27 protein-coding genes are annotated in these 24910 nt (G+C 41.1%); 10 read left to right on the top strand and 17 right to left on the bottom strand.

Features of this window, described 5'->3' with window-relative positions; all coding sequences use genetic code 11:
- Position 1: 1 nt before the first annotated feature.
- The 4 genes from apt to AC2CZC_RS12305 form a co-directional block, all read right to left on the bottom strand.
- On the bottom strand, positions 2 to 547 hold the full coding sequence (apt, locus tag AC2CZC_RS12320) for an adenine phosphoribosyltransferase (RefSeq protein ID WP_063362005.1): 546 nt from the start codon (positions 545 to 547) through the stop codon (positions 2 to 4).
- Positions 548 to 933: 386 nt separating this feature from the next.
- Positions 934 to 1704 (bottom strand): HvfC family RiPP maturation protein, encoded by a 771-nt coding sequence (locus tag AC2CZC_RS12315; protein WP_484581997.1) that lies wholly within the window; start codon positions 1702 to 1704, stop codon positions 934 to 936.
- Positions 1704 to 2543, bottom strand: coding sequence for an HvfB family MNIO-type RiPP peptide maturase (locus AC2CZC_RS12310; protein ID WP_484581996.1), 840 nt, complete (start codon positions 2541 to 2543; stop codon positions 1704 to 1706). Before AC2CZC_RS12310 ends, AC2CZC_RS12315 begins: the two co-directional genes overlap by 1 nt.
- Before the next feature lie 38 nt (positions 2544 to 2581).
- Entirely contained in the window at positions 2582 to 3001 is a 420-nt protein-coding gene (locus tag AC2CZC_RS12305; protein ID WP_063362034.1) for an HvfA family oxazolone/thioamide-modified RiPP metallophore, read from the bottom strand.
- A 195-nt stretch (positions 3002 to 3196) separates the two neighbouring features.
- Between AC2CZC_RS12305 and AC2CZC_RS12300 the strand changes: the two genes are divergently transcribed.
- Both AC2CZC_RS12300 and AC2CZC_RS12295 read left to right on the top strand, forming a co-directional pair.
- Positions 3197 to 4177 carry a tRNA-dihydrouridine synthase gene (locus AC2CZC_RS12300; RefSeq protein ID WP_484581995.1) on the top strand — a complete coding sequence of 327 codons (981 nt, stop codon included), beginning with the start codon at positions 3197 to 3199 and terminating at the stop codon, positions 4175 to 4177.
- Positions 4178 to 4221: 44 nt separating this feature from the next.
- Positions 4222 to 4587: a hypothetical protein gene (locus AC2CZC_RS12295; protein ID WP_063362009.1), complete on the top strand. Its 366-nt coding sequence runs from the start codon at positions 4222 to 4224 to the stop codon at positions 4585 to 4587.
- Here the strand turns inward: AC2CZC_RS12295 and AC2CZC_RS12290 are convergent.
- The 9 genes from AC2CZC_RS12290 to AC2CZC_RS12250 all read right to left on the bottom strand — a co-directional run bounded on the left by AC2CZC_RS12290 (position 4574) and on the right by AC2CZC_RS12250 (position 12912).
- The gene (locus AC2CZC_RS12290) at positions 4574 to 5590 is read right to left on the bottom strand and encodes a hypothetical protein (protein ID WP_484581994.1); all 1017 of its coding nucleotides are present in this window, start codon (positions 5588 to 5590) and stop codon (positions 4574 to 4576) included. The two genes, AC2CZC_RS12295 and AC2CZC_RS12290, sit on opposite strands and share 14 nt — an antisense overlap.
- A 204-nt stretch (positions 5591 to 5794) precedes the next feature.
- A complete protein-coding gene (locus AC2CZC_RS12285; RefSeq protein WP_484581993.1) occupies positions 5795 to 7057 on the bottom strand; it encodes a tetratricopeptide repeat protein in 1263 nt (420 codons plus the stop codon).
- A gap of 10 nt (positions 7058 to 7067) precedes the next feature.
- On the bottom strand, positions 7068 to 7682 hold the full coding sequence (locus AC2CZC_RS12280) for an energy transducer TonB (RefSeq protein ID WP_484581992.1): 615 nt from the start codon (positions 7680 to 7682) through the stop codon (positions 7068 to 7070).
- Positions 7682 to 8086 carry an ExbD/TolR family protein gene (locus AC2CZC_RS12275; protein WP_063362012.1) on the bottom strand — a complete coding sequence of 135 codons (405 nt, stop codon included), beginning with the start codon at positions 8084 to 8086 and terminating at the stop codon, positions 7682 to 7684. Before AC2CZC_RS12275 ends, AC2CZC_RS12280 begins: the two co-directional genes overlap by 1 nt.
- A 14-nt stretch (positions 8087 to 8100) precedes the next feature.
- The gene (locus AC2CZC_RS12270; RefSeq protein ID WP_237138993.1) at positions 8101 to 8625 is read right to left on the bottom strand and encodes a MotA/TolQ/ExbB proton channel family protein; all 525 of its coding nucleotides are present in this window, start codon (positions 8623 to 8625) and stop codon (positions 8101 to 8103) included.
- On the bottom strand, positions 8625 to 9989 hold the full coding sequence (locus AC2CZC_RS12265; protein ID WP_484581991.1) for a MotA/TolQ/ExbB proton channel family protein: 1365 nt from the start codon (positions 9987 to 9989) through the stop codon (positions 8625 to 8627). The genes AC2CZC_RS12270 and AC2CZC_RS12265 overlap by 1 nt, the downstream gene beginning before the upstream one ends.
- Positions 9990 to 9995: 6 nt before the next feature.
- Positions 9996 to 10766 (bottom strand): DUF3450 domain-containing protein, encoded by a 771-nt coding sequence (locus AC2CZC_RS12260; protein ID WP_063362015.1) that lies wholly within the window; start codon positions 10764 to 10766, stop codon positions 9996 to 9998.
- Between the two features lie 379 nt (positions 10767 to 11145).
- Positions 11146 to 11811 (bottom strand): CatA-like O-acetyltransferase, encoded by a 666-nt coding sequence (locus AC2CZC_RS12255; protein WP_484581990.1) that lies wholly within the window; start codon positions 11809 to 11811, stop codon positions 11146 to 11148.
- Between the two features lie 60 nt (positions 11812 to 11871).
- Positions 11872 to 12912 carry a Leu/Phe/Val dehydrogenase gene (locus tag AC2CZC_RS12250; protein WP_484581989.1) on the bottom strand — a complete coding sequence of 347 codons (1041 nt, stop codon included), beginning with the start codon at positions 12910 to 12912 and terminating at the stop codon, positions 11872 to 11874.
- A gap of 1064 nt (positions 12913 to 13976) precedes the next feature.
- Here AC2CZC_RS12250 and AC2CZC_RS12245 point away from each other — a divergent pair.
- On the top strand, positions 13977 to 14153 hold the full coding sequence (locus tag AC2CZC_RS12245) for a hypothetical protein (protein WP_155731972.1): 177 nt from the start codon (positions 13977 to 13979) through the stop codon (positions 14151 to 14153).
- 51 nt (positions 14154 to 14204) lie between these two features.
- Here the strand turns inward: AC2CZC_RS12245 and AC2CZC_RS12240 are convergent, their stop codons facing one another.
- A complete protein-coding gene (locus tag AC2CZC_RS12240) occupies positions 14205 to 15731 on the bottom strand; it encodes a fumarate hydratase (RefSeq protein WP_211037187.1) in 1527 nt (508 codons plus the stop codon).
- Between the two features lie 235 nt (positions 15732 to 15966).
- On the opposite strand from AC2CZC_RS12240, the gene pabB reads away from it, so the two are divergent.
- The 3 genes from pabB to AC2CZC_RS12225 all read left to right on the top strand — a co-directional run bounded on the left by pabB (position 15967) and on the right by AC2CZC_RS12225 (position 19344).
- The gene (gene pabB, locus AC2CZC_RS12235) at positions 15967 to 17313 is read left to right on the top strand and encodes an aminodeoxychorismate synthase component I (RefSeq protein WP_484581988.1); all 1347 of its coding nucleotides are present in this window, start codon (positions 15967 to 15969) and stop codon (positions 17311 to 17313) included.
- Positions 17310 to 17867, top strand: coding sequence for a CoA pyrophosphatase (locus tag AC2CZC_RS12230; RefSeq protein WP_484581987.1), 558 nt, complete (start codon positions 17310 to 17312; stop codon positions 17865 to 17867). The genes pabB and AC2CZC_RS12230 overlap by 4 nt, the downstream gene beginning before the upstream one ends.
- Before the next feature lie 100 nt (positions 17868 to 17967).
- Positions 17968 to 19344, top strand: a complete 1377-nt coding sequence (locus AC2CZC_RS12225) for an L-serine ammonia-lyase (RefSeq protein WP_211037189.1) — start codon at positions 17968 to 17970, stop codon at positions 19342 to 19344.
- Between the two features lie 54 nt (positions 19345 to 19398).
- Here the strand turns inward: AC2CZC_RS12225 and cysB are convergent, their stop codons facing one another.
- Complete coding sequence (cysB, locus tag AC2CZC_RS12220; protein ID WP_063362022.1) at positions 19399 to 20376, bottom strand: HTH-type transcriptional regulator CysB; 978 nt, start codon at positions 20374 to 20376, stop codon at positions 19399 to 19401.
- Positions 20377 to 20648: 272 nt separating this feature from the next.
- Here cysB and AC2CZC_RS12215 point away from each other — a divergent pair, with 272 nt between their 5' ends.
- Positions 20649 to 21410 (top strand): hypothetical protein, encoded by a 762-nt coding sequence (locus AC2CZC_RS12215; RefSeq protein WP_484581986.1) that lies wholly within the window; start codon positions 20649 to 20651, stop codon positions 21408 to 21410.
- Here the strand turns inward: AC2CZC_RS12215 and AC2CZC_RS12210 are convergent, their stop codons facing one another.
- A complete protein-coding gene (locus AC2CZC_RS12210; protein WP_237139002.1) occupies positions 21411 to 22700 on the bottom strand; it encodes an NCS2 family permease in 1290 nt (429 codons plus the stop codon).
- Positions 22701 to 22819: 119 nt separating this feature from the next.
- Here AC2CZC_RS12210 and AC2CZC_RS12205 point away from each other — a divergent pair, with 119 nt between their 5' ends.
- The 3 genes from AC2CZC_RS12205 to AC2CZC_RS12195 all read left to right on the top strand — a co-directional run bounded on the left by AC2CZC_RS12205 (position 22820) and on the right by AC2CZC_RS12195 (position 24285).
- Entirely contained in the window at positions 22820 to 23275 is a 456-nt protein-coding gene (locus AC2CZC_RS12205; protein WP_484581985.1) for a tetratricopeptide repeat protein, read from the top strand.
- 113 nt (positions 23276 to 23388) lie between these two features.
- Positions 23389 to 23814 (top strand): SulA-like leucine-rich domain-containing protein, encoded by a 426-nt coding sequence (locus AC2CZC_RS12200; protein WP_484581984.1) that lies wholly within the window; start codon positions 23389 to 23391, stop codon positions 23812 to 23814.
- 15 nt (positions 23815 to 23829) lie between these two features.
- Positions 23830 to 24285 carry a YchJ family protein gene (locus AC2CZC_RS12195; protein ID WP_484581983.1) on the top strand — a complete coding sequence of 152 codons (456 nt, stop codon included), beginning with the start codon at positions 23830 to 23832 and terminating at the stop codon, positions 24283 to 24285.
- 85 nt (positions 24286 to 24370) lie between these two features.
- Here the strand turns inward: AC2CZC_RS12195 and AC2CZC_RS12190 are convergent, their stop codons facing one another.
- Entirely contained in the window at positions 24371 to 24892 is a 522-nt protein-coding gene (locus tag AC2CZC_RS12190; protein ID WP_484581982.1) for a VC2046/SO_2500 family protein, read from the bottom strand.
- Positions 24893 to 24910 lie beyond the last annotated feature (18 nt).

Here is a 24910-nt window from a genome sequence, read left to right as displayed (position 1 = left end):
ACTACTCGCCGTCGAACTCTACTAATTTTAGAATATTAATGCCTAATGCAGTAACTCGCTCTTCACCGCCTAACTCAGGTAGTGAAATAACAAAAGCTGCATCTGTCGCTTGACCACCTAAGCGAGATACCAATTGTGCTGTCGCTTCAATTGTGCCACCAGTTGCCAATAAATCGTCAACCAACAATACTTTATCACCTTCTACTACTGCATCAGTATGAAGCTCTAATGTATCTTCACCATATTCTAATTGGTAAGACTGACTGATCACTTCTCTTGGCAATTTGCCCGGTTTACGCACAGGGATAAATGGAATACCAAGCGCCAATGCCAGTGGGGCACCAAAAATAAACCCGCGGGATTCAGTACCAATAATCTTATCAAATCCTTGGTCCTTATACGCTGCAACAAAAGCGTCGATTGTTGCTTGGAATGCTTTTGGGTTAGCAAGTAATGTAGTTACATCTCTGAACATGATCCCAGGCTTTGGGTAGTCAGGAACAGTTGCAATGCTATCTTTGATCAAAGACAAGTTTTGTTGTGTCATAATCGTTCGTTTTTCAGATTTCTTTTAGAAAGAAAGTGATTATAACAAGAAAGGATCGACTTTAAACGAGAATGGAAAAAAATCGAAGAAAAAACGAGTAAAGGTACAATAAATGGGCCAAACTCGGTGAATAAGTAACCCATAAAATCTTGCTAATTTGTTATCTTAGACGCATCTAGAAGTTTAGCCACCTAAATAGATCCAGCCAAGGATCGCATTTAAGCATCCGATACCAACAAAGCATGCAAGAAAAGCGAGAAAATAGGAAAGTTTGAATGGATCTTTACGTTCAGAATTAGACATGAGGACAACCTTAGTTTTGTGCCTTGAAACCAAATAAGAGACTCAAGGCGTTAGCACAAATCGCGTTCACATCTTAGTAGAACTTATGACATCAATAAAGGTGAGCGGCTGCTTTTATCTACGACAATTCCTTTTTCAGCGAACTGTTGTAAAGTTTGTAGTGCACCCACTACCAATTGTGTAGCTGTAAAACCAGAAGTTTGTTGGACTATTTGCTCACAAATCTCCGAAACACTCATACCTGGTTGCTGCTCAACGCTCGCCAGCAATAGACTTGTCATTGGATTTAATGCGATAAACTGGATCTCTTCTTCTAAATCTCGATACACGACAAAGCTATATGACCCCTCTTGAGGTTGCTCTGGTTGATAATCAACTTGAATTTGGTGGACTGGAAACCTGTACTGCACACATTGAGCAACACTAGAAAGAAATAAGGGTTGATTTTCGTCGAGCTCAGCATCAAATAGTAAGTCATATTTATCACGCTGCAAAATCGACACGTTCAGCTCTACCCATTCATAATGTGCTAATTCAAACATAAATACCGGATCTGACTCTTTAGGGCGATAACCTTGATCCAAATACTTTAAAAACTCCTGACTGATCTCCAAAAAATAAGGACTTGTACATTCATGCTCAGCAAAAAACTGCCTGACTAATGCTATCCAGCTTTTCTCATCATATAGGCTTTTTAATACAGGAAACGCTGATGCAACAAACCCCTCTACATTATTAAAAAACAACTCTCTGTAAATTTTCATTCTGCGATCTTCAATATCGCTGGGTTTTACTGCATTTTCAGGATCTTTAATATGGGCAACAAAGGCAGCTTGAACTTCTTTAAACGACATTAAGCAATCCCTCTTTGCAGCTTCTGATGCTCAGCTTGAGCTTGATGTATTTGTTGTACTTCAGTGAGCAGTATATTTAAAGGTGGAATATTAAAGTCACGCTCCAATAACGTTGGAAACAGTCCGTGTAACTCATACGCTTTTTGCAGTAACGTCCAAACAGGGTCGCAAACATCTGCTCCATGAGTATCGACTAATAAATCTTCCGCTTCTTCGTAGTGGCCCGCAATATGACCATATGCAATACGTTCTGTTGGCATTGCGGCAAGAAAAGACATGGCATCGTAGCCATGATTAATCGAGTTTACATAGATATTATTGATATCCAATAGCAAATCACAATCTGCCTCTTGTAAAACAGCAAGCGTGAAGTCAAGCTCAGACATCTCTTGTCCTGGCGCCGCATAATACGACACATTTTCGACAGCTATGCGCCTCTCAAGTCGCTCTTGAACTTCAGCAATCCGCTTGGCTGTATGCATGACCGCTTCTTCAGTAAACGGGATGGGCATCAAATCATACATATGCCCATTGCCCGAACAATAACTGAGATGCTCGCTATAGCACTTAACGTTATGCTGTTCAAAAAAAGTTTTTAAATCAGCAATAAATTGAGTATCTAGCGGATCTGAGGAGCCAAGTGATAACGATAAACCATGACAAACAAAATTATGCTGCTCAGTTAACTGCTCAAACTGCTTAGCAAACCGCCCACCCAGTGTCATCCAATTTTCTGGTGCAACCTCGTAAAAATCCACCATATTAGGCGCGCTATTCAAAATATCATCTAACATTTCTCTGCGCAGGCCCAGTCCGACATGGCCGAAACTCTTATTCATTATCACTTCCTAATCTAAATGCCACGCGACACTATTTATTAGTGGCTACCACCACATTTTCCTTCACCGCATTTACCTTCTTTGCTTTTAGTGCTGCCACCACATTTACCTTCGCCACACTTGCCTTCTTTACTTTTTGCTGCGCCACCACATTTACCTTCGCCACACTTACCTTCTTTACTTTTTGCTGCGCCGCCACATTTACCCTCGCCGCACTTGCCTTCTTTGCTTTTAGCACCGCCGCATTTACCTTCACCACACTTGCCTTCTTTGCTCTTTGCGTCACCGCCGCACTTACCTTCGCCACACTTGCCTTCACTCGCATCTACTTGGTAACCCGATGTCATAACTTCATAAGAAAATGGGTTTGCCGAAGCCTCTCCAGAAGCCAAAGCCGCAGAGCTGACAACTGCTGCACTTAAAGTTAACGCTAAGGAATTTTTCTTTACTGTATTCATAATTTTTCTCTCAATCATTAATTCGGGTTCATTTAATAGACCCAGTTACCTGAAAACAAATTTCAAAGTTTTTCTTTTTTGAGTGTACAGCCATACACAGTGGGTACTTAGAGTATGAGGAACAGATAAGATTTATATTAATAATTCGCTCCATCTCATATAGAATAGCCCGAATTTTAATTTGGTGCAGTACTGATGAAGCTTATATTGGCCCCAATGGAGGGCGTTGTCGACTTTAAAATGCGTGAATTACTCACAGATATCGGTGGTTTTGACCTATGTGTCACTGAGTTTGTTCGTGTTGTTGACTTAACTTTGCCTAGACGTGTATTTGTTCGTTACTGTCCTGAATTACTCAATGGGGGCTTAACGAGAGCGGGGACTCCAGTCAGAATACAGTTATTAGGCCAAGTGCCTCATGTACTCGCAGCCAACGCACGTAAAGCTGTAAAACTTGGCTCGCATGGTGTTGACTTAAACTTTGGCTGTCCTGCAAAAACAGTCAATAAGAGTAAAGGCGGTGCCGTATTACTCAAAGAGCCAGAACAAATTTACCAAATCATCAAGGCAGTGCGTGAAGCTGTGCCTAACGAGCATGTGGTAAGCGCGAAAATCCGACTCGGATTCGATGATGATGCAAATAGCAGTGAAATTGTTGACGCAGTGCAAAGTGCAGGAGCGTCTAGCTTAGCTATTCACGCAAGAACTAAACGCGACGGCTATCGTCCTCCTGCGTATTGGGAAAAAATCCCTCCTCTACTTGAAAGACTCACCATCCCAGTCGTTGCTAATGGTGAAATATGGCAAGTAGAAGACGCAATTAGGTGCCAACAGCAAAGTCAATGTGAAGATTTAATGTTAGGCCGTGGTGCCCTTGCTACCCCTGATTTGGCGGCAAAGATAAAAGCACATATCAATAAACAAGATTACAAACCACTTGAATGGCAAGAGGTGGTATACCATATTGTTCATTCATCTATGCATCAAGATGAGAATGTCAGTGAGAAATACTTTTCTGCCAGAACAAAACAGTGGCTTGGTTACCTAAAATTACAATATCCTCAAGCACACGATTTATTCGAGGAAATTAAACGCTTAAAAGCCAAGTCCGAAGTTGTTAGCGTGTTACAGAAATACGCAAAATCTCCGTCTCTTGATTCAAATCATAACGTCTAAGTTACTCTGCAATAGATAATGGGCCTTCAGAGGAGAAGCTGCCCATGAATGAAAATCTACTAAAGCAATGTCAAGAAAAGTTAAGGGAAGAGCTTGCTCGTACACGAGCAAGCTTTGTCCTAGATTTAAAAACAAACACTAACCCCGTTATATTGGCGTTAGCGGAGTTATTAGAAAATACGGCACCGTCTGATTGGATTGATAGCATTAACGAGAAGATATGCCCAAGCCAATTTCCGAGCTATCAACGGTTAGTACAACTAGAAGCTGCCTTGTGTCAAATTGATATTGGCCAATTTGGCTTTTGTTGCGATTGTGAACAAGAAATCGAAGATGCCTTATTAATGCAAGATCCTGCGACACAAAGGTGCACACAATGTTGCCCAGTAACTAAAATTAAAGAGGCTTAAACTGCTCAAGCAATACAAATATCGAAGCAGGATAAAATACGATATTTTTGAGTAAAGCATAGGCTTGCGCTTCATCCAGCGATAATTTAGATTGTAGCCTATGCATTGCTTGTTGCTGTGACCATGAAAATGCATGCACACCTAGGTCTACTTCAGCAACAATGGCGGCAATATAGAGATTATCGTTATCTAATTTATATTCACAACGACTAAATGTTTCACGAATATCAATAAAATGGTCTCGCCAATTTAAACCTGATTTGTATTGACAGGCATTTGCGAGAAAAGCCAACACAAATGGTTTGTTATATCCTACAGAGCGCCATTCAAAAGCGACTTTCGACAAGCCTTTCTTTTTACTGTCTTGTAATATGCGCAAAAAGTCATGTGGCGCTTGCACTGTTCTAGTATAGTAATTTAGCTTACTTTGATACCACTCGGCGCCGTTTGGAAGTTGAGATAACCCAATGCCTGAACGCGTTTTATATTGTGTAAGAAACGCCTTAAACGCATTTACCGTATCACTTTGGTGATCTGAGTCAGATAAATAATCCATTAATTGGCTTTTTTCGATTCTAGAGAGATAGATATTACTCTCGGCCCCATCTTCCAATCGTCTTTTGACATTCAGTAACCATGTATCAATTTCTTGAGGTGAGAAATAGGCTTGTGACAATGCTAGAACATTAGTCTGTACCGGCCAGCTTAAGTAACGCTCGGGATAGCGCTGCTGTATTTTTAAATACATAATTGTGCTCGCGTCGAACTGAGACAACTCTTGTGTATTAATTGAATCGAGCAACGCATGCCTTTGTGATAAATACACCTCATCATATGGCATTGCCTTGTCAAAATCAGACTCTTGAGAGCCAGGCATAAACCAGTTTAGAGCATGAAGCTTTTGCGTAAATTCAGCTAAGTTAACAGGCGCTATAGGTTCGTTACAAGCGCTTAAAATAAATATGCTCGATAGTATGGTGGCAAATACACGACTTTTTGACATTTTCTCTCCAAACAAACGGCTTTCTGATGGCCTAAATTTAACTTGTTAGATTTGAACTTAGCTATATCTCTATTCCAACCGGATAAGAGCTAGATTTACTCAGAAATACAGAACTTGCTAGTTTACGTAAAAAATGCGTTGTGGGTGTGTTTTGAATCAAACTTTTCTGTAGACAATAAAAAAGCCCCTATTGGGGCTTTTAAATTAAAGACTGATGCCTTTACGCTGTGCTTTTTCTTTTATGAAAGCCGCCCAGCTGCGAGCAAATCTGCGAGTCTTAGGGTCTTCTTGAGCCTTAGTAATCGCACGATAAGCTTGCTTGTACTTTTCTTGATAAAGATAAGCCTCGGCTAAATCAGAGTAGATCGTACCCTTCTTCTTAGAGCCCAGCTCAAGCGCCTTGTTTAAACGAACAACAGCAGCTGCATATTGAAGGTCCTGTAGCAACAAGCTACCTGCCTTTCTATACAGCTCTGCATCATTATCAAACTTAGCTGCTTCCTCGTAGTACTTCGCTGCTTTGTCAATGTTCTTCGCTTGGTGGAAGTAACTTGCCGTCGCAGTCACATTTTGCTTTGTGCGCTCAATGTGCTTGTTTTTCATCGCCTTTTCAAACGTAATAGCCGCTTTGTAAGGGATCTCATTCAATGAGTAGTAACTACCAAGAATCTTGTAGTGGTTCTCTTTTTCGAAATAGCCTTTGTCATATGCAACTTCCATCACAGTTTGACCTTTACGGTACTGCTCTGTCTGCATATAGAAAGAACCAAGTTGAGTCCACACTTGCTTATCTTCAGGGAAGATTTTAACAAGCGTTTCTGCAACACTAACTGCGTTCTTATACTGTTTTAGCTCAAAATACGAACCAATTTTCAGCATATAGTAAGACTTGTTAGGCTCTTCTTTATTTAAGGCAATCGCTTGGTCAGCAGGCTCAATTACATCAGCAAACTTTTTAAGTTCATAGTTTGCTTGTGCAATACGACCGTAAACTTTAGCGTCTTGTTCGCCGGTAAAGTCCATCCAGTCATAATAAGCTTTTTTAGCTCCTTCGTACTGCTCGGTACCGATCAACAGGTCACCAAGAAGCTTCATAAGATCCGCATGATCTTTGAAGTTAAGTACATCAGGCGCTACTGCTTGACGAATATACTTGATAGCCGTTTTATACTCTTCTTTCTGAGCATATAGGTTACCAAGGTAGCGATTAACAGTGGCTTTATCAAAATCGTCGGATGCATCGATTTCAAGAAGTAAAGTGATGGCTTCATCAACTTTGTCTTCGTTGTAAAGGTCAAATGCTTTGATGACCTTTTTACCAACACGCTCACCCATGACTTTAGTCTTTGCATTTTTACGCTCTTCGATCTTTGCTGGATCTGGCGCTGCAACAGCCGCGGTGCTAAGAGCACCGCCAGCTAGTGACATCATCAGAGCAAGAGCTGTTGCTTTTGACATTTGCTTCATATCTTACTCCTTAGTCCTGGTTAAGGTTGAAATCAAGTTGAACCTGGATACCAAATTGTTTCTGAGGTTTACCATCAACAATTTTTGGTCTGTATTTCCACTTACGAAGTGCACGTTGCGCTTCGCGGTTGAAGATACGCTTTGGTTCAGCTGCGATAATCTTAATATCTTCTACACCACCTAGCTCGTTGATTGTAAATTCAAGCTGTACCCAGCCTTCTTTACCATCACGCGCAGCTTGCGGTGGGTATTTAGGTTCAATACGAACGATAGGTGTTGCTTCACCATCACGACCGAAATCACCTGGGCCACTTAAGCCACCTGCCGTACCACCAATATTGATGCTAGGCATGTTGAAACCAATTGCACCAGCAGCAGGATTTGACGTCTCTGGCTGTGGCGGCTGCGGTTTAGGCGGCTGCTTTGGCGGTGGAGGAGGTGGAGGCGGTACACGCTTCCTCTCCTGCACATCAGATTCAGGCGGATTCGACATAATCTCGACTATGATCTCTTCCTTCTGGTTGTCTGCCCTTTCAGCTCCACCGGAGATAAGGTAAGACATGAAGAAAAATAAGCCGAAAGTTACTGCCCCACCTGCTAGAAGTGAAAACAGAAATCGAATCATTACTTAGCTCCAGCTATTGAAATCTTCAGTGCGTCATCAGTCGCCTTGATTTGGTCCATTACCTTCACAACAACACCGTGCTTAGCGCCTTTATCCGCTTGGATAATGACTGTTTCAGTCTGTTGTTCAGCTAATAGGTTCTCAAGGTTAGCGCTCACACGCTCAACATCAACTTGACGCTTGTCCATCCAAATCTCACCGTTTTCACGGATAGCGATAAAGATGTTTGCATTTTTCTTAGTTTGAGCCTGTGCAGCTTTTGGCTTTTTAACTTCAATGCCTGCCTCTTTAACAAAAGAGGTAGTTACGATGAAGAAGATCAACATGATGAATACGATGTCAAGCATCGGCGTCATATCTACTGCTGCTTCTTCTTCCTCACGAAAACGCTGTTTACGTGCCATATTTATATCTCTCTCTAGTGATGTGGCAAGCTATCGATTAGTTTTTCTTTAGCCATTTTTGCTCTCGCCTCAAGACGAGTGCTAAAGAATACACCTGATAGTGCCGCAACCATTCCAGCCATTGTTGGTATCGTTGCCATTGAAATGCCTGACGCCATCAAACGCGGATTACCTGTACCTTGTGTAGCCATGGTTTCAAAAACTGAAATCATACCTGTTACTGTACCTAGTAGACCGATTAATGGACACATTGCAACCAATGTTTTGATAATCAACATACGCTCATCTAATTTTTCAGACGCTTCAGAAACCCATGCTTCACGGATTCTGTGTGCGTACCAAGATGTAGTATCTTGGCGGGCATCCCACTTAGTTACAATCCCCTTATGCATTCTAGGGAACTCAACTAGTAGGAACCAATAGCGCTCAATCATTAATACCCACATAAGAAAGAGTGCCATCGCGACAACGAACAGTACGTCGCCGCCTGTAGCAACAAAATCCCTGATAGATTCCCACGTCTCCACCAGGACTAGCATTATGCTTTCTCCTTCTCCGCGTGCGCAGCAACGATACCCGCGCTTTGCTCGTCAAGAATGTGTAGGATTGATTTACTACGACCAGCAACGATTGCGTGAAGTAGGATTAATGGTAGTGCTGCAATTAGACCAAGCGCTGTAGTAACAAGTGCTAGAGAGATGTTACCTGCCATGATCTTCGGATCACCAGTACCGAATAGAGTGATTGATTCGAACGTCAAGATCATACCAACAACCGTACCTAGTAGACCTAGTAGTGGTGCGATAGCTGCAAGGATCTTGATGATGTTGATACCAGCTTCGATGCGAGGCGTTTCACGTAGAATTGCTTCGTCAAGTTTAAGCTCAAGGTTTTCAACGTCTTGGTTCTTGTTATCGTGGTACACTTTCAAGATACGACCAAGTGGGTTGTTATCAGTTGGGTTGCTAGCGTTCTTGATTTGAGATTTGATCTTCGCACCAACAAGCATTAGGTCAACAAAACGTACCAATGCAATTAGAGCACCTAGTGCTAGTAATGCAGTGATGATGTAACCTACTGTGTCACCTTGGTGCCAACGCTCTTCAACACTTGCTTTTTGCGTGTTAAGACGAAGGATAGCGCCACGAGTTGGATCAACTACGAAAGGAACATAACCAGTTGCTGGTGTGTTCAGTAGATCACCAATTGTAGAAACAACGTTTGAAGCAGGCTGCTTACCTAGAGGTACGATTGCTTTGTTCTCTGCATCGTATACAACATAACCATCTTGAGTGATTAGGTTGAAGTTACCGATACGAGTAACAGACTTAACGTTGATGTCACCGCTTAGCTCAGCTACTTCAGCTTCGAAAGTAGACGTCTTTGCAGATTCAGTCATTTCAGTTTGGAATGCAATCCAAAGATCTTCTAGTTCACGTGTAGTAGGTAGCTCTTTAGCAGCAGCTAGTGAACGAAGAACTTCTGCACGTCCTGGCTTTTCAGCACTTACGATTGACGCTTCGATTGAACCGATAGCATCTGCAGCTGAACGACGAACAACACCGAACATCTCACCAAGAGTACCCTGTGCATTTACAAGCTCAGTCTCTTTCTCTGCAAGTGTTACTTCGTTTTGCTTAAACTGCTTGTTCAGACGCTCACCACGTGCTTTTTCAGCAGCAAGGTCACGCTTAGCTTTGTTAAGAAGCGCTTGCTTGTCTGCACGTTCAGACAAGAACTCTTGCTCACGCGCTTTGTTAATTTTACCTTCAGAGATACGGTTTTGCTTAACTTGCTCAAGTATCTGATCTAGTGCTTCCGTGTTTGCGTGTGCATTCAACGCGGCACCAGCAGAAACTGTTAATGCTGCAGCAACTGCAAAACCTTTAAATAGTTTCTTCATGTTTTATTACTCCGCGCCGAAAATAGGAAGTTTAACTAGTTCAGGGGCAGCCTGACCACGTGCGATACGGATCATGTCTTTAACAGGCTTAAGGTACTCTTCACCTAGAGATTGCCACTGTTTTGCACTGTTGTCCCATACCCAAGCATTCTTTTGATCGAATGACTGAGCAACATATGCAATACGACCTAGACGTGCGAAGTCAACATTGATGTTCTTACCGTTGATTTCCAGTGAACCTTGAGAAGCTGTCATTGCTGTACCGTAAGCAGTTTCAACTGTGTATGCTTCAAGTACTTGACGGAATTTCTCAGAAGTGGTTACTTTTGCGTTAGAAAGTGTTACGCGTAGTCTTTCAACACGCTCTAAACGCTTTTCTGTATCAAACGGGACGTCCGCTTTGATGAATTGCTCGAGTGTATCAATCATGCGATACATCAAAGGCACAACGTCTTGCTTAGTTTTATCAACTGTTGCGATCTGACGCTCTAGAGACTCAATGTTTGCATTTTGGTCCGCTACCAAACGTGCAACGTGGTCGTTGTATACTTTTAGAAGCTCTGTTTCATCTACAGTAGTACGATAATCTGCAATCATGTCGATTGACTGACTGTAAATGTTATCAACTTTTTCTTGAGACTTTTGAGCAGCCTTTTGAGTTTGCTGACCTACTTTCTGTATGTCATTCAAAGGATCTGCCATCACATTGCTGCTTGCAAATGCTGCCGCGCCAAATAACGCTGAAGCTACAAGACTCTTTCTGATTTTAACAGACATAGTTCCCAACCAATTAAGTAATGTTACTTTTATAATTTTTGCACTCAACTAAAGAAGAGTACCCCGGATACCTTTTTAGAAGTATCAACCGTGCAATAATGCTAAATGCATTTGCCCATGTCAACTTCATGTTCAAAACTAATTTTGCATCACCACTTTTAATAAATTGAAATAAAACATTGCATTAACAACAAAACAAAGAAAAAAAACTTAAATCACTTACTTTTCATACACAAAGCAACTTAATTAACAATTTATTACAGTCGAAAATTAACCAAAACCAGCTCGAAAATACGTTCTAATATGCACTTTTGGCTTTATAATTCATTACTTTAGACCATTTTTTCAGTAAAAAAGAATTGCATATAACACAATATTATCAACTCTGAAAATTATTTTTACTTTGCAAGTATTCACATAATGCAATGATCTTCAGAAAAAACTCATTTAAAAACAGTGATAAATGATAACCATCAACTAAACCGTGGTGTACCTCTATCGATACAGGCAAACGATTTTCTTCTATATTAAATTTTCCAAAAACAACCTTAGGTATGCCTAAATTATCTCCATTATGTCTAGCGTGCTTAAATCCAGCTATATCAAACCACGGTAAAATGGAAACAAATACCAAATCAACATTGCCACTATAAGATAAAAAGTCATCGCTCAAAAGTGGCTGTCCAAGTCCTCTTTGCTTCTTCTCTTTATTTTTTGCGACAAACTCATCAATGGTGTTGGCGTTATCTAACAAAATAAAACGAAAAGTTTTATCCTCAGCTAAAAATGTACTACTTATCGCTACTTTTTCAACATCTATCGGTAGCTGGTCAACAATTCGAAAGCGCATAAAGTCACATGACTGAAGGGCTTGGCTCAAGCAATAGAGATAACAATCGGTAAAAGAAATATTGGCAGCTTTGGCGTCTGCATAAAGCGTATGGGTATCAACAGAAGTGACAAGATTGAAATTAGGGTCTTCAAAATGCTGATAGAATTTAAAGTGTTCAGCACGTTCCCACTTAGATAGATCTATTTTTTTCATAGGTTACTGCAATAAAAAAGGGCGTAAAACGCCCTTAATTATAGCTGTAATCTATTTAGATTATAGCCCGTTTTCTATGATTTCTTGAGCAAGCTCATCCGCTATGATGTGCGTAGACTTTTGCTCTACATCAGAACGCTTGAAGATCTCAGCCAACGTATCGTAGATACCTTCCACATGTTTTGTAGAAAGGGCTTCATCATAGCCTTCAGGCTTAGTCTCATAGTATACGTTGATAATACCACCAGCATTTATCACATAATCCGGAGCATACAATACGCCCTTTTCACGTAATACATCACCATGTCTTGGCTCTGCTAATTGGTTGTTGGCACAACCAGCAATAATAGAAGCTTTAATGCGCGGAATCGTCTCATCGTTAATGGTCGCGCCCAGTGCACAAGGCGCATAAACATCGACATCTAGGTCATAAATCTCATCAATAGCAACCGCTGTTGCACCAAAATCATTTACCACACGTGCTACCGACTCTTCATTGATATCAGTTACAAATAACTCTGCACCAGCTTCGTGAAGGTATTTACATAGTGTATATGCCACTGCGCCTAGGCCTTGAACTGACACTTTTACACCAGACAAATCTTGATGACCAAACTTATGCTGATATGCAGCTTTCACACCTAAGAAAGTACCTAGCGCAGTAAATGGCGATGGGTTACCACTTTTGCCTTCTAAGCCAAGTACATAGTTTGTTTCTTTATGCATCATCATAACATCACCAGTTGTGATGTTTACGTCTTCAGCTGAGTAGTAGCTACCACCTAGTCTTTCTAAATGCTTGCCAAATGCTCTAAATAGCGCTTCCGATTTAACTGTTTTTGCATCACCAATGATAACTGATTTACCACCACCAAATGGCAAACGCGCAACGGCATTCTTGTATGTCATACCTTTTGATAAGCGAAGTACGTCATACACTGCATCTTGATCTTCTGCATAGTCCCATAGACGACAACCGCCTACAGCAGGGCCTAGTTTAGTACTATGAACCGCGATAATTGCTTTTAAACCCGACTCTTTATCCGAGCAAAACACGACTTGCTCATGGTTATCAAATTCAACTTGGTTAAATACAGCCACTTTGATTATTCTCCGATTTTTGTCTGACAAAGTCAGATAGCGCTGAAATTGCGCCTGACTCTATCATTAACTATTTAGGCAATCCAGCAAATGAGATGATCTAAGCTAACATACGCAACAAAGTACATATATAAACCAAAATAAAAGTAAATATTGATTAAACAATTCATTTAAACTCAAATTTAAAACATCTTTAATTAAAATTATCTCAATTTTTTACAGTCTCTGTTTACGTAAACGTAAAGCAAGATACCCTTGTAAGTATAAATTTACATTTTTGAGTTTACAAAGATATTACCTAGAAAAGTTACATACCAAAACTCCGATGACTATCCATTTTTTATTACTAAATCGCCATTTCTGTACAAAGAAAAAACCTCGCTAGGCCCAATTAATATAAATTTTGAAATCAGTTTTACAAAACATCAAATTCTTCGTTTTTTTGCTTTACGCATGGCAGAGCTTTGCGTGTGCACATTGACACCTTAACTACTCACGCATTCTGATAAGCTTTTCCTGAGTTAATTAGGCCATTAAAGCGCTTGAGGACAGTATCTCGACTAATGAAGTATAACAACAACGTTCCACCCACCTTTCTACCTTGGATGCCGTCATTAGCTATAGGAAATGAACATACTTTTAAGTCAACCTCATTTCATCTGCAGAGTAAGATTACTAACAGATAATCAGTTTGAGAGCCGATAAGCTCAGTAACGCAGCTTGCAAATGCACTATTCATCATGAAGTGCATCAATTGATACCCCTCGCAATTTTCAGGGTGTGTGAAGTTAAAGGCTGCAGGAGCTGGAAAAGATACTAATCAAGTGATCTTAGTCGCGACACCATAGAACAGCATGCTCAGAACACTATATACATCTGTGTCGACGCAGGAGAAGTATGGCAACAAACAATTTAGGCTATTCATTACTGGTTAAAAACCCACCTGTACAAAATAACAGTCTTTATTGACAATATTTGCACGATATTGATATAAAAAAACGGCTTAACCAACAGTTAAGTTAATATAATAACTATTAAAATTATAACTTTTAAAGGAAATGATTATGAAAATTAAGTTATCAAAAAAATCTCTAAAGTCGCTCGCATTGCAGGATTCAGCAATTGACCAAAAAAGAACTCAATTCATTGCAGGTGGTTTTGAGCCACCGGTTATTGTACTGCCAGATGTCACAGACACTCCAAGATGCCGTAAAATTACATTCAACTCGCAATGTTGTTAATTACTTTCTAAAGTAGGGCGGTATTGACCGCCCTTTTGATTTACCGGCTTTTTATTTCAGTTTGCTATCCAGCTCTTCTATCTTAGCTTTCCAAATAGCAGGGCCTTGTGTATGCGCATTAGCACCTTCACTATCTACAGCAACCGTTACTGGCATATCTTCTACTTCAAACTCGTAGATAGCTTCCATACCCAAGTCTTCAAACGCGACAACGCGAGACTTCTTAATTGCTTTAGCAACTAGGTATGCAGCACCACCCACAGCCATTAGATAAACAGCTTTATTTTGCTTGATTGATTCAACCGTTGCAGGGCCTCGTTCCGCCTTACCAATCATGCCAACAAGGCCTGTTTTCTCCAACATCAAGTCAGTAAACTTATCCATACGTGTTGACGTAGTTGGGCCTGCAGGACCTACAACTTCATCACCCACTGCATCAACAGGGCCAACGTAGTAAATAAACTTATTGGTAAAGTCGACACCTTCCGGTAAGCCTTCTCCTGAATTGATCATTTCTTGTAGACGCTTATGAGCAGCATCACGACCCGTTAAAATTTTACCGGATAGCAATACAGTTTCACCCATCTTCCAATCTTGGATGTCATCTTTAGTCAATGTATCTAAATTCACACGACGCGTGTCTTCGCCCACTTCCCACGTTACTTCTGGCCAATCTTCTAGTTTTGGTGCTTTAAGATCTGCAGGACCAGATCCATCAAGTGTGAAATGGACGTGACGAGTAGCGGCACAGTTCGGGATCATTACTACTGGCTTTGATGCAGCATGCGTAGGCGCAGTTTTGATTTTCACATCAACAACTGTTGTTAAACCACCAAGACCTTGAGCACCGATACCGAGTTTATTTGCTCTTTCAAAAATCTCTAAACGTAACTTTTCTTCCGCAGTTTCGGCGCCACGCTCCTGAAGGTCATGGATATCCACTGGATCCATCAAAGATTCTTTCGCTAAGACAGCGGCCTTCTCTGCTGTTCCGCCAATGCCGATACCGATCATGCCTGGTGGACACCAACCAGCGCCCATTGTTGGTAATGTCTTTTCAACCCAAGCTGCCACATCATCTGATGGGTTAAGCATAGCCATCTTAGTTTTATTTTCAGAGCCGCCCCCTTTAGCAGCAATCATCACTTCAACTTCAGCACCAGGTACCAAGTCTACGTGCACAACAGACGGTGTATTGTCTTTGGTATTCTTACGGCTGCCAGCAGGATCTGCAACAATTGAAGCACGAAGAGGATTATCTGGGTTGGTGTATGCACGACGAGTACCTTCGTCTACCATTTGTTGCACAGTTAGATCTGTCTTATCCCACTTAACATCCATACCAACTTTAACGAAACAGGTAACAATGCCTGTATCCTGACAAAGTGGGCGCTTACCTTCTGCCGACATGCGTGAGTTGATTAAGATCTGTGCAATGGCGTCTTTTGCAGCCTTGCTCTGTTCATTGTTATACGCTTTTTCTAGTGCTTGAACAAAATCAAGTGGGTGGTAAAAAGAAATATATTGTAATGCATCTTCAATGCTATCAATAAAATCTTGTTGACGGATAATACTCATGACGGTTCCTTTAGTAACCATTAACTTTATAAATGGTGTGTTCTTAATAAGTGGAAAAATGATGGCCCTACCACTCAAATGCTAGTTAAACGCAAAATGATTTTATGCCCCCATTTTACTAAAACTATTCATTTAGTCGCTGTGGTTATGAGTTATCACTCCTCTACTCTATAGATTCATTTCTAATTATGATAACCTCCTCGCCCGTTTCGGGCTAGTTTTCAGGGTCAAGTAAATGATAAATGCACAGAATAATTGCATTGCCGTTGACATTTCACTCTCTACAGTTGAAGTTTTCGAAAAAATTTCAACTCAAGATCACGCTATTCTTCTAGATTCCAGTGACGCTGCACACGAAAATAGTCGCTACGACATCATCAGCTTTTCACCAGCGCATGTATTAGAAGCCAGAAATGGACAGGTCTTCTTAGATGGCATTGCACAAGGTAAAAGCGTTTTTGAGATATTACATCAAGAATTAGAGCAATTATCCCCTGAGCGCATAGAAACAGTGCCGTTTTGTGGTGGCTGGTTAGGTTACTTTGGCTATGACTTAGGGCGTTATATTGAATCATTGCCACAAAATGCAATATCAGATATCCCTTTGCCAGATACTGTCGTAGGGCTCTACATGGATGCCTTGATTTACGATAACAAACAGCACCAGTGGTACTATGTATCTCAACCTCATGTCGATCGCCTAAACGACTATCTCCTACTCATAGAAAGCGAAAGTACTAAATCCCACTGCTTTGAATTGCAGAGCAATTGGCAATCCAACATGACAGAACAAGAATACCAAACTAAATTTCAGCGTATTCAGGACTACCTACTCAGTGGAGATTGTTACCAAATCAATCTCGCGCAACGCTTCAGTGCTGATTATCATGGCTCTCCATGGGCGGCTTACAAAAAATTAAGGCAGCAAAACCGAGCGCCATTCTCTGCGTTTTTCAATTTAGGAGAAGATGCTGCGATCATTTCAGTTTCACCAGAGCGTTTTATATCCGTTCGCCAAAAGCAAGTAGAAACGAAGCCAATTAAAGGCACCTTGCCACGATTATCTGACAGTCATTTAGACTTAGCGCAAGCCAATAAATTACAAAATAGCAGCAAAGACCGAGCTGAAAATGTCATGATCGTAGACCTGTTACGTAACGACCTCGGTAAGGTTGCAGAACCAGGCTCAGTGTCTGTGCCTAAACTATTTGAAATTGAAAGCTTCCCTGCTGTGCACCACCTCGTTAGTACCGTCACCAGTAAATTAGCCAAGGGTAAAAGTGCCGTAGACCAGCTTGAAGCTGCATTTCCAGGAGGGTCAATCACTGGCGCGCCAAAAATCAGGGCAATGGAAATCATTGAAGAACTTGAACCTCATCGCCGAAGCGCGTACTGTGGGTCTATGGGTTATCTCAGTGCCTGTGGCGATATGGATACATCCATTACCATCCGCACACTAGTCTGTGAAAACAATAAGATACACTGCTGGGCTGGCGGCGGCATTGTCGCTGACTCTCAGGTAGATGCGGAATATCAAGAAACTTATCATAAGGTCAATAAGATTTTACCTATATTGCAATGAAGCTTGAACATGTAATAAGCCGTTTTAGACTCGCTCACAGCCCTACTCCCGACAAGAACTTACAGGGAGTAGAAAGTGCAGTGTTAGTGCCATTGATTAAAGTCAATCAATGCACACATATTTTACTGTGTAAGCGTGATGCCAGCTTAAGATCTCACCCAAGTCAAATTTGTTTTCCCGGTGGAAAAGTCGAGCAAAGTGATCGCTCTGCTATCGACACTGCCCTTCGAGAAACCTACGAGGAAATTAGCTTGTGCAGGAAAGATATTACTGCACTTGGCCAGTTGCCAATTCACAGCACCTTGAGCGGATTTCATATTACACCTGTTGTTGGTAGAGTTCAGGAATATGCAACTTGGGCAGAAAAAAGTAGCGAAGTAGAGCGTGTATTTACCATCCCTTTAACTGCGCTTATGGACCCTATTCGGTGGCAAAGCTATCCATGCAAATATCGCGGCAAGCCCATTAATATCAATGGATTCATGACTTCACATGGACTTTTATGGGGCGCCACAGCCAGTATTATCAAAAAATTCACTGACACACTTTCTTAATCTTATTACATTTGTCAATTTTCCGCTCAATAACGGGTTACTTCTGCAATAATTAACGTTATTATGTGCGCCCGTTCAGAGGCAATGATGAGTAAATTTTATGATTAGTGCATTCGATATGTTCAGCATAGGTATAGGACCTTCGTCTTCTCATACTGTTGGACCAATGCGCGCTTCGCGTCTTTTTGTCAAAGATTTACAAGCTAGTAAGTTGATTGATGACGTCACTTCTGTAAAAGTCGAACTGTTTGGCTCACTGGGACAAACAGGTATCGGCCATGGTTCTGGTAAGGCAGTTATTTTGGGCCTTGCGGGTCACGATCCTGAAACGATAGATGCTGACCTTGTTCCAGAAATCCTAGAAAAAATTGAACAAGAACAAGTTATTTACCTTGATCAGCAACATAAAGCCGACTTTCCAAAACAAGGAGCGGTTGTTTTTCATCGCCGTAAAACATTACCTAAGCACTCTAACGCAATGGAAATCCAAGCGTATAACGGTGATGAGCTTATACATAGCCAAATTTATTATTCTATTGGCGGCGGCTTTATTGTAACCGATCAAGATTTTGAAGCCGAAAAACAAGCTGCACTTGATATCCGTGAGCAAAACCCTGCACCTTACTTATTTGATACCGCAGAAGAGCTACTACAAATTTGTAAAGAAACCGGGCTGAGCGTATCGGCACTTATGATGGCCAATGAAAAAACATTGCGCAGTGAAAAAGAAATAAAAGCAGAGCTTTTTAATATTTGGCAAGTAATGAAAGCGTGTATCGAGCGTGGTATGCGTACTGAAGGGATCCTGCCCGGCGGTCTAAAGGTTAAGCGTCGAGCGCCCAGCCTATACCTAAAACTTAATGTTGAAAACAGTAACGACCCACTTCGTGCTATGGATTGGGTAGACTTGTTTGCACTTGCGGTCAATGAAGAAAATGCTGCGGGCGGTCGAGTAGTTACCGCACCAACTAACGGTGCCGCAGGGATCTTACCATCTGTGCTCATGTACTATCATACTTTTATCAAAGAAGTAGATGAAGAGATTGCAACTAAGTACTTACTGACAGCTGCCGCCATCGGTATTCTTTACAAGAAGAATGCTTCAATATCAGGGGCTGAAGTAGGCTGCCAAGGCGAAGTCGGTGTTGCCTGCTCTATGGCTGCTGGTGCACTAACTGAGATCATGGGTGGGAATGTTGTGCACGTTGAAAATGCTGCGGAAATTGGTATGGAGCATAACCTAGGACTAACTTGCGATCCTGTTGGTGGGTTAGTTCAAGTACCTTGTATTGAACGCAATGCCATGGGCGCGGTAAAAGCAATCAATGCATCAAGGCTGGCATTAAGAGGTACAGGTGAGCAAAAAGTCTCTCTCGATAAAGTTATCAAAACCATGTTAGATACAGGCAATGATATGAAGACCAAGTATAAGGAAACTGCTCGCGGTGGCCTTGCCGTCAATATCATCGAATGCTAATACAAAAAAACCCAACGCAAGTTGGGTTTTTTTATGCTGCTGTCTGATAGCTTTTTATTTTACTGGTAATGTCACTTTCTCAAACAAAGCATCAACATCATCTTGATTTCTCATCAGGCTTGCTTTTTCCACGACATCTTTTGTCAGATGAGGGGCAAATCGCTCTATGAAATCATACATATAACCACGTAAAAAACTGCCTTTTCTAAAGCCAATTTTGGTACTACTCGCTTCAAATAAATGGCTGGCATCAATACAGACTAAATCTTTGTCCGCAACTTCATCAACAGCCATCGTTGCTAATACGCCCACGCCTAAGCCAAGCCTAACGTATGTTTTAATCACATCCGCATCTGTTGCTGTAAATACAATATGCGGTTCTAGACCATGTGCGTTAAACGCCTTATCCAATTCTGAACGCCCTGTAAAACCAAACACGTAAGTGATCAGTGGGTATTTAGCCACATCCTGTACTGTAATATTTTTACCAAGCTGCGCCAGCGGATGGTCTTTTGTCACTACAATGCTTCTGTTCCAGTGGTAACAAGGTAGCATGATCAAATCACCGTACAGGTGAAGTGCTTCTGTCGCGATTGCGAAATCAGCATCACCTCTAGCCGCCGCATCGGAAATTTGTTGCGGTGTGCCCTGGTGCATATGCAATGATACTGCTGGGTATTTTTGCATAAACCCTTGGATTACAGGCGGAAGTGCGTATCTGGCTTGCGTATGAGTGGTCGCGATATTTAATTTACCTTGATCCGGTAAAGTGTGCTCATTGGCAACCGCTTTAATCCCCTCCACTTTTGAAAGGATCTCTCTGGCAATGTTAATTATCTCATTACCAGCACTGGTGACATGTGTGAGGTGCTTACCACTGCGACCAAAAATCTGCACACCTAATTCATCTTCTAGCATACGTACTTGTTTTGAAATACCTGGCTGAGAGGTATATAAGCTCTCGGCAGTGGCAGATACATTCAAATTATGATTGAGTACTTCTACTATGTATTTCAATTGTTGTAATTTCATAACATTGTTTATTTTTTTAGTTGTTATCCAATAAGTGACTAGGTTTACGCTGAGTCGGATCTTTTGTAAGACTAGCATAGTTATTGTTTGCCTGATAGTAATTGTAACATTTACGCAATCATATAAGAAAAACGAATTAGAAACGTCTATACTGAAAAATGGTGTATTTAAAATCGTTTACATACACCTTGTTATTAAAACTATCCAATATACAATTGTTTGATGTAATATAAAAAATTATCGCCTTGGGTAGTTTTCGTAGAGAATCGGGTATGTTTGTTTACATAATAGTATTGTTGATTGTTGCTTTGGTTATTATTGCTGTCTGGGTTAGTGCAATTCAACAACACAAAGAAAAACAAGAAGCAGAAAGACGTAAAGAGCTAGCAAAGCAAAAGCGGATAATCGAAGAATCCGAGGATGTCCTAGTGAATAGTTCAAATATACCTATGTCCAGTGAAATGCTCCGGGTTATCCAAAAAAGAGTGCACAATGCACTAGCCACTATGGTTGAGCTGTCCCCTACGTCACGAGAGTTGAAAAACCGTCTGCATGAATCTACTGAACGAATGAACTCGGAACCCGCCAATCTCAGCGACAGTGATAACGTCGCTTTACCGGATAACGACAAACAGCTAATTGCACTTGTACAAGGAATAAAAAAGCTTCGTCAACTTCTTCGTTCAGAGCACAGTAAAGGCAAAGTTGATACGCAAATCTTTGTTAAAGAAGACCGCCGCTTGGAAAAAATTCAGTTAAGAATTAATGTAGAAAGTCAAATCAAACGAGGGCTCTCTGCAAAAACAGCCAATATGGTTGGCTCTGCAAGACAGTACTTTGAAAAAGCTTATGCAACCATTATGGCAGTGACTTACAACGACGAATATGTAACAGAGAAAAAGAACCAATTAGAAGGTTATCTCAATGAGATCAGTACTGAACTCAAAGCGTCTAATGCCTCAGCAGTAAAGAAAAAAGCAGAGAAGGAAAAGGACGACTTGGACGTCCTTTTCGCACCGAAAAAGAAATGGTGATCAGCTTAGTGCAAATTTCACGATAAATAATATTGTCAGCACCCAGACACTAATAGATATTTCTTCTTTTTTATTGCACGCGAGCTTCACAGCGGTGTATGCAATAAAGCCTAAGGCAATACCATGCGCAATTGAAAAGGTGAGCGGAGTCATCAATAGTACAACGCTCACTGGAATTGCATCAGTCATATCATCCCAGTTCACCAACTTTAGATTTTGCAGCATTAACACAGATACGTACAGAATTGCGCCTGCCGTAGCGTAAGCTGGGACCATTTTAGCCAATGGCGCAAAAAACATCATTAGTAAGAAGCAGCAACCTACGACGACCGCAGTCAGGCCAGTGCGCCCACCGACAGACACCCCTGAGACAGATTCAATATAAGATGTTGTCGTTGATGTGCCCAAGAAAGAGCCTGCTACTGTGGCAGAACTGTCTGCAGACAAGGCACGGCCCAATCTGGGCATGTTGCCTTTATCATCAGCAATCCCCGCTTTTTGTGTCACAGCAACCAAGGTGCCACTCGTATCAAAGAGATCAACAAATAAAAATGCAAATACCACGCTTAGCATTGAAATTTCCAAAGCACCGGCAATATCTAACTGGCCAAATGTTGGCTCAATGCTTGGAGGAGCAGACACTATGCCTTGATACTCAACTAAACCGAGCCCCCAAGCAATTACTGTCACCAACAAGATGCTGATCAACACCCCACTTTTCCATTCTCTATACATCAATGCAGTGATCACAAACAAACTAAAAATCGCCAATAAAGGACCTGGACTGGTAATGTCACCTAACTGAACGAGCGTTGCTGGGCTTGCGACAATAATACCCGCATTTTTAAGCGCGATGAGTGCTAAGAATGCACCAATACCCGTAGCGATTGCTCGCTTTAGCACAACTGGAATTGCCTGTATAACCCACTCTCTGACTTTAAAAAGGCTTAATAGTAAAAATAGACACCCAGATAAGAACACTGCACCCAAAGCAGTCTGCCAGCTATGGCCCATACCAAGTACAACACCATAAGTAAAAAATGCGTTTAAGCCCATACCTGGCGCTAAAGCAAGCGGATAATTAGCAATAAACCCCATGATGAAACAACCAATTGCTGCAGCCAGGCAGGTAGCAACGAATGCCGCGCCGTGATCTATCCCGGCCTCAGCGAGCATTGCTGGATTAACAAATACAATATATACCATGGTGATAAACGTAGTGAGTCCCGCTACAACTTCTGTTTTTACGTCCGTGTGTAACGCCTTAAGCGAAAATAATTTTTCTAGCATGTCTTTGTATTTTAAATGGAAACGAGGTCGGCGATTTTACCACAAATCATCACCATAAACGGACAAATAAAGCAAAAATCAGCTACAATGAAGACTAAGTTGTAATAAGTGAAGTGAGTATGAAAAGCAATCAATCTACAAAAGCGCATGGTGGTGACCTAGAGCAACAATTACTCAATGTGCTCGAGTTTGTGACGCAAGAGCCCGATCCGAAACACAGCTGGCCAAAACAGCAGGATCCCGAGCAAGCTTACAAGAAAGGCCTTTATTACATCAAAGAAAAGCAATACCCGCTAGCCGCAAAGTGGATGAGGTTAGCAGCCATGTCTGGTGATAACAAAGCACAGTTTTATCTAGGCCTACTATTTATCAAAGGGCAAGGAGTACCAAAAAGTGCATTTCACGGCGTTGCTTGGTTGAGCCTTGCCCAAAGTCAAGGCAACATCGCGGCACAGAGCACATTGAATGAAGTTCGGCCACACCTAACTACTAAGCGCTACATTGATGCACAATGTTATGCCGCTACTTTGTTTGAGCAAATTCATCAGCAAATGCATTTTGGTTCAAATAATTAATTAGCAATCGAGTTTCGAACAATAAAAGTACAAAAAAACACCAAACAATACTTGATTAATACCACTGTATGAAATACTGTATATGCACTGTATAGATAATCAGTGGTCTAATCATGTTGCACATATCAGCAAATTTAAATACGTATTCAGAAAACGTTAATCACTATCAAAGTTTTAATGTCTTGGATGCAATTGACGAGCAAAGCACCAATGATATGCTCTTACAAATTTTATACCGTTGTAATTCAAAAGCAGGTTGGACTTTACTCATAGCACCAGACCATGTGCTTAATAAGTCTATGCTAGATAGCTATGACATAGATGCAAACAAGCTGCTGGTGCTTAAACAAAGGGATCTGATAAACTTAGAGCATACTCTGGATAGCGCTTTGTCCAATGGTAATTTTGCAGCGGTCATAACTTGGCCAGGGATTTTATCACATAAGCAAATTGAGCATAGAAGTCTTAGTAAATCTAAAACGACACTATATTGCTTTAAAAATTCAGCTAAATTGCCATTATCAAAGTTTGCACACTAATTATGTAGGTCACTTATGTGTTTTTGTGGTAACACACAAACTTTTGAGCAATGTTGTCAGCCATTTATTACTGGGGCAGCAGCCCCCAAAACAGCTGAGCAATTGATGCGCTCTCGCTTCAGTGCGTACTGCACACACGCTGGGGAGTATATTTTAAAAACATATGCTTCCAAAACGCGCACCGAACATACCGTTGATGACATTTTATTATTTGCCAAACAAGTTGATTTCGTTCGCTTAGATGTCATTCAAACAGATCAAGATGAGCAGTATCAATATGTTGAATTTAAAGCAGCATATATCGAGGGAGGTGTATTGAACGCACTACATGAACGCTCAAGGTTTATTCAAGAAAATGGCGCTTGGTTATATCTTGATGGCGAACTATATCCAGCCGATAGTAAAAAAGTAAGCCGTAACGATCCTTGTCCGTGCTTAAGTGGGAAAAAGTTTAAAAAGTGTCACGGCTAATCATAATACGCTTACGCTTCCTGTGGCTTAGTCAAAAGACTAATGCCACACAAAATACGACTATGCATCCAACTTCAATTACTTGTTAAACAGCAACATTTAACTGAGACTGCATCTCTCCACTTGCGATCTGATCATAAAAAGCAGCGGCATCCATTTCTTTTTCTTGCACATCAATTTCTGGGTTTTTCTGACGATATAATTTTGCTCTGACAGCTGGTTCTAAATTTTCAATAACATTTAGAGGTATGTGTGCTTTATCATCGCGAATATGAAAAGGCTCAGGATCTAAGCATTCGTTTAATTTTATATCTTCGAGACCACCATCTTTTACGAAATAGCGATTGTACTGGCCGATTGAAAAATCAAATTCATCTGGCGCTAATGGCTGTTTGGGACCGACTTGTAGTTCTTTGCGAAGTGCTTCTTCAGATTTATCTGATTCATCTAATGCACTGCGCGGTAAATCAAATTGACTAAAATCCAATGCATCTTGAGAAAGTGCGCTTAGCAAAAGTGCAAAGTCACCTCTTCTTGATTCATGAACACTCAAACTCAATGCATTACCTAATTGAGCTTCCTTGAGTAACAATTGTTCTATCTGCATGGATTTTCGCCAAAAAAT

The organism is Pseudoalteromonas sp. MMG033 (assembly GCF_057197785.1).
Note: the sequence above shows the minus strand (reverse complement) of the source record. Positions and strands in the feature narration are given on the sequence as shown.